Source organism: Nesterenkonia sandarakina, from assembly GCF_003003175.1.
GTDB lineage: Bacteria > Actinomycetota > Actinomycetes > Actinomycetales > Micrococcaceae > Nesterenkonia > Nesterenkonia sandarakina_A.
In genome coordinates this window covers 1-3,905 of the sequence record NZ_PVTY01000044.1, presented here as the reverse complement: position 1 = coordinate 3,905, position 3,905 = coordinate 1, and the positions used below count along the sequence as shown (strand labels likewise).

At 62.8% G+C, this 3,905-nt stretch carries 5 protein-coding genes and 1 pseudogene; 2 read left to right on the top strand and 4 right to left on the bottom strand.

Going from position 1 to position 3,905, the window contains the following annotated elements; all coding sequences use genetic code 11:
- The 4 genes and pseudogenes from BCL67_RS15005 to BCL67_RS14990 form a co-directional block, all read right to left on the bottom strand.
- Positions 1–689, bottom strand: a pseudogene (locus BCL67_RS15005) (ATPase); the annotation flags it as partial.
- On the bottom strand, positions 686–2,206 hold the full coding sequence (locus BCL67_RS15000) for a hypothetical protein (protein ID WP_106124201.1): 1,521 nt from the start codon (positions 2,204–2,206) through the stop codon (positions 686–688). The pseudogene BCL67_RS15005 and the gene BCL67_RS15000, both read right to left, overlap by 4 nt.
- Positions 2,206–2,466 (bottom strand): helix-turn-helix domain-containing protein, encoded by a 261-nt coding sequence (locus tag BCL67_RS14995; protein WP_106124200.1) that lies wholly within the window; start codon positions 2,464–2,466, stop codon positions 2,206–2,208. Before BCL67_RS14995 ends, BCL67_RS15000 begins: the two co-directional genes overlap by 1 nt.
- Positions 2,459–2,731 carry a helix-turn-helix domain-containing protein gene (locus tag BCL67_RS14990; protein ID WP_106124199.1) on the bottom strand — a complete coding sequence of 91 codons (273 nt, stop codon included), beginning with the start codon at positions 2,729–2,731 and terminating at the stop codon, positions 2,459–2,461. Before BCL67_RS14990 ends, BCL67_RS14995 begins: the two co-directional genes overlap by 8 nt.
- Positions 2,732–2,976: 245 nt before the next feature.
- Here BCL67_RS14990 and BCL67_RS14985 point away from each other — a divergent pair, with 245 nt between their 5' ends.
- Together BCL67_RS14985 and BCL67_RS14980 are read left to right on the top strand one after the other, a co-directional pair.
- A complete protein-coding gene (locus BCL67_RS14985; RefSeq protein WP_106124198.1) occupies positions 2,977–3,537 on the top strand; it encodes a DUF6668 family protein in 561 nt (186 codons plus the stop codon).
- The gene (locus BCL67_RS14980) at positions 3,534–3,824 is read left to right on the top strand and encodes a hypothetical protein (RefSeq protein ID WP_258175124.1); all 291 of its coding nucleotides are present in this window, start codon (positions 3,534–3,536) and stop codon (positions 3,822–3,824) included. The genes BCL67_RS14985 and BCL67_RS14980 overlap by 4 nt, the downstream gene beginning before the upstream one ends.
- Positions 3,825–3,905 lie beyond the last annotated feature (81 nt).

Here is a 3,905-nt window from a genome sequence, read left to right as displayed (position 1 = left end):
CCGCCCTTGCCGTTGACAATGGCGATAGTGCGGGGCCCGGGCCAGTGCTGAGAGACCGCCTGACGGTCGATCCGCTGGGCCTTCTCGGCCTCGCTGGGCGCGATACGGATACCCATGCTCGCCAGCACGCCGCGCCACCCTTCGGTGGCCGGCTGCTCGCGCTGTTCTTGGTTGAGGAAGCTCTGTCGCTGCTCGCGGACCTGCCGCCGGCTCGCCGGCGTGGGAGTGGCAGCGGAAGAGGAATCCGCAGTGAAGGGATTAGGCCGCGAGGGAGCCGGCTGCGCCGGCTCCTGGGTCGCGGACTGTGCCCGGGCTGCTGCGGCCGGCGGGGGAGTGGACGCCACTGGCTGCGCGGGCGCGGCCGGCGTCGCGTCGGCGCGCGCTGGCTCTGCCGGCGCTGCGCTGGGCTGCTCGGGCTGGGTCTCGGCCGTGGCCGGCGAACTACTGGGAGCTTCGGCAGCCGGGACCGGGGTCACGGTGCCGGTGGGCTCGATGCGCAGCGTGGTTGGGGGGTTCTCGTCGGTGATAGCGTGCAGCGGTTCTCCTGCTGCTTTGGCGCGGGCGATGAGCTTATCTATGGCCTGGGCCTGGGCTTCGGCGTAGGTGGCAGCAACCAAGGTTTCTGGTTCTGTTCCGTCGCCGTGCAGCGTGGCGGTCCCGTCATCAGTGATGCTGATTTGGATAGTCATGAATCGTCCTGTTCATCCTGGGTGGTCTCTTCGGTGTCAGTCTCGTCCATGGATTCCTCATCAGAGGTCTCTGCGGCCGCGCGGTAGAGAATGGTCTGATCCAGCCGGGGTGCCACGACGTAGGCGGCATCCTCGGCCACGATCAGCGGGGCCGTATCGGCGTCGGTAAAGGTCGCGTAGGGCTGCGCGCCGTCGTCCGGTTGGCCCAGGTCCACCAGGGCCGGCCCGTCCGTGGTGTTGCCATAGAGGGTGTTGCCGGTCAGCACTGGATCTTCCAGCGCGGGGATCTCGTTGAGGCTGGGATCGTCGTCGTAGCGGATCGCCAGGGTGCCGATTACTGCGCGCTGCGAGTCGGTGTTGTAGGTGATCTCGGCGGACTCGTTCGGCAGCCGTTCTATCTGGTCCTTGATGATGGTTTCCCCGGTGTCTTGGTCAAGGACCGCGATCACGGGCTGATCACCGGACCATGCCAGCACCAACGCTTCGGTGCCGATGGTCCAGAAGGTCTCTGGGGGGCCGTCTACGCTCTGCGGTGGGGTGAACTCGGTAGTGGTGGACTCTCCATCGAGCCCAGTCCTGTAGATGGCGTCTGCGCCGATAGAGACGGCTTCGCCGTCCACGGCAGAGACCGGCTCGGACCCGGCGGGGATCGTGACCTCAGTCAGCGTGCCCTCGTCGTCAGGGACAAGCACAATGAAGTCACCCAGGCTGACCAGGGGGGCGTCTCCCTCCCACAGCAGGTCGGCAGTGTTATCCACCGGCACTTGCTCGGGGGCCACGGCATCGCCGGGGCTGACTTCTTCCACGGGCCACAGGTTGAGGTTCCCGCGTGAGTAGGAAGCCAGAACCGGGGCACCGGCCCAGGTGCTTTCGTGGATCTCAGAGAGATCCCCGGGAGCACCTGAACCGGCCCACGTCGGTTCAGCAGTCTCGGGATCTCGAGCGGAGAGGATTCCATCGCTGTTCGCGGTGAGAATCCGTCCATCGTCAAGCGCCGTGACTGCGGTTTCATCGTTGATATCTACTGACCAGTCTGAGGGGCCGGTGAACCCATCAGGCAGTCCCACAGGGACTTGCTCATTTACCCCGGGGATCTCCCATTGGGGCGCGGTGTTCTGGTCTTGGTCTGTATCGGTGCTCAGGTACATCACAAGGGCGGTAGCGCCGCCCATTGCCAGCACGGTCACAGTCGCACCAATGAGAACGGTGATGGCGCGTCTGCGGGTCTTGTTGGCGTGCTGCGATTCAGGCGGTGGCGTGGTGTCGATGGTTTCGCCCTGAACGGTGACGATCATCTTCCACTCTTCCCCGGCATCGGTACGGATGGTGACCCGTACTGCGTCGAGGCCGTGGGTCTCTGCCTTGCGTGCGGCCGCGAGCTTCGCGGCCTCGATGATGCTCACTCCTGCTGCCGGTTCGATGGGAACGCCATCGAGTCGAGCGGCCTGGGTTTCCTCGTCGTAGTGAATGACGTACTGCGGAAACGCCGGAACCTCATCAGGAGTGATCTGAACCATTACTGCGAATCCTTCTCCTTGGCCGAAGCGTCGGTGTCGTCTACGTCTTGCATTTCATCGGCGTGGAGCAAGAACTCACGGAGCCGGGACTTCATGACCCTATTAACCCGGCGACCGGCGCTAATCGAGGACAACTTGCCTTCTCTGATCCAGGCGTTGACGGTGTTCAACCGCACGCGCATCAGGTCAGCGACCTCTTTGGGGTGCGCCAAGTCGGGAAAATCCGCAAGCAACTGGTCTATGGATTCAGGATCATTCATCGCTGCCGCTGCCTTCCTTCTCATCGCGGGCTTCCGCGTCGGGATCTTTCATCTCGTCTGCGTTGAGCAGGAACTCGCGCAATTCCTTCTTCGGAATGCGGTTGACGCGTAGACCCGCGCGGATCGAGGGGATGTGCCCTGAGCGCATCCACTTGTTGATCGTCACGATGCCTACCCGTAAGAGATCTCCTACTTCCTGCGGCGTTGCCAGATCAGGGAAGCCCTCTAGAAGATCGTCGATGAGTCTCGGGTCATTCATGCGCATGCTCCATATCGTAGCTCGTTGGCCTTAGCGAAGTAAACGAACAAACTTGTCTTCCTTGGGTACTAAGTACTTTTGGTGGGTGTTAAGTTGGTTATACGGCCCAGTAAGCTAACCGCGTGCCTAGATTCTACGGACTACATCTTGGGCTATCAGGGCCTACTAGCTAAGAAACAGGAGACCCGGCAGTGCAGCGAAGTAATCCATTCACACAAGCACCGCTCGAACAGCCGCAAGAGTCCCCAGAAATGCGCGATGACGTATTAGGGGAGCAAACGGTCATAACCGGCCCTCAGAAGCCCCTGGCGTCCGTCTCGGCCCCGGCCGATCTGGTGCCGTGGCCACGAACCCAGATTGAAGATCATCGACTGATCACGGTGGTGGGGCTCCACGGGGGAGCCGGGACCTCCACGGTGGCAGCGATGCTCGGAGAACAGGCCCTCGACGCGGGCACCGGCTGGCCGGTCGCGTCGGGGTGGGTGCGTCCTCTGCCACGGCTCAATGTCGTGGCCGTCGCGCGGACCCACTGGGCGGGGATCGCTGCGGCTGAGGATTTCACTCAGCAGTGGATCTCCGGGGAACTCAACGATTCCCGGTTGCTGGGGCTGATCCTCATGGATGATGCCCCGCGACTTCTCGAATGGCAGCGGCGCGCGGTCAAGCGGCTGTTGCGCAAGGCCCCGTTGGGGGCACATATCCCTTGGGTGGAGAGCTGGCGGGTGCAGCCGCCGGACTTCTCTAAGCCACCGAAGCGGCTACAGAAGATCACTCGTAAGTTCCACCAATCAGCAGAAGAGGAAGAAGCATGATGATTCTCGAACTACTCAGCGCAATGTCTGGACTGACCCCGGCCGGCATCGTCCCGGACGTGAGCCCGGAACAGCCTCCCGGGGTCGAAGGATTCACCACACTGTTGAACTGGATCTCCTGGGCCGTGATCATGCTCGGCCTCGCCGGCTTCCTCGCCTCGGCCGGCTTCCTCGCGTTCGCGTCCTTCACCGGACGCGAGATCAACGGCTTCAAGGGCCTGGTGATCTCTATCATCGTCTGCATCCTCGCCGTGGCGGCGGCAGCAATCATCCGAGTGTTCATCTAAGAACGCTCTAGCCACGACGGAGACGGGGAACCGATATGGCACGTACACAGAAGCAGAGCGGCGGGCGCTCCTGGATCTTTT

Excerpts from the sequence above, each read along its gene's own strand:
- BCL67_RS15000 (WP_106124201.1), bottom strand. The coding sequence starts at position 2,206 with ATGGTTCAGATCACTCCTGATGAGGTTCCGGCGTTTCCGCAGTACGTC.
- BCL67_RS14995 (WP_106124200.1), bottom strand. The coding sequence starts at position 2,466 with ATGAATGATCCTGAATCCATAGACCAGTTGCTTGCGGATTTTCCCGAC.
- BCL67_RS14990 (WP_106124199.1), bottom strand. The coding sequence starts at position 2,731 with ATGCGCATGAATGACCCGAGACTCATCGACGATCTTCTAGAGGGCTTC.
- BCL67_RS14985 (WP_106124198.1), top strand. The coding sequence starts at position 2,977 with ATGCGCGATGACGTATTAGGGGAGCAAACGGTCATAACCGGCCCTCAG.
- BCL67_RS14980 (WP_258175124.1), top strand. The coding sequence starts at position 3,534 with ATGATGATTCTCGAACTACTCAGCGCAATGTCTGGACTGACCCCGGCC.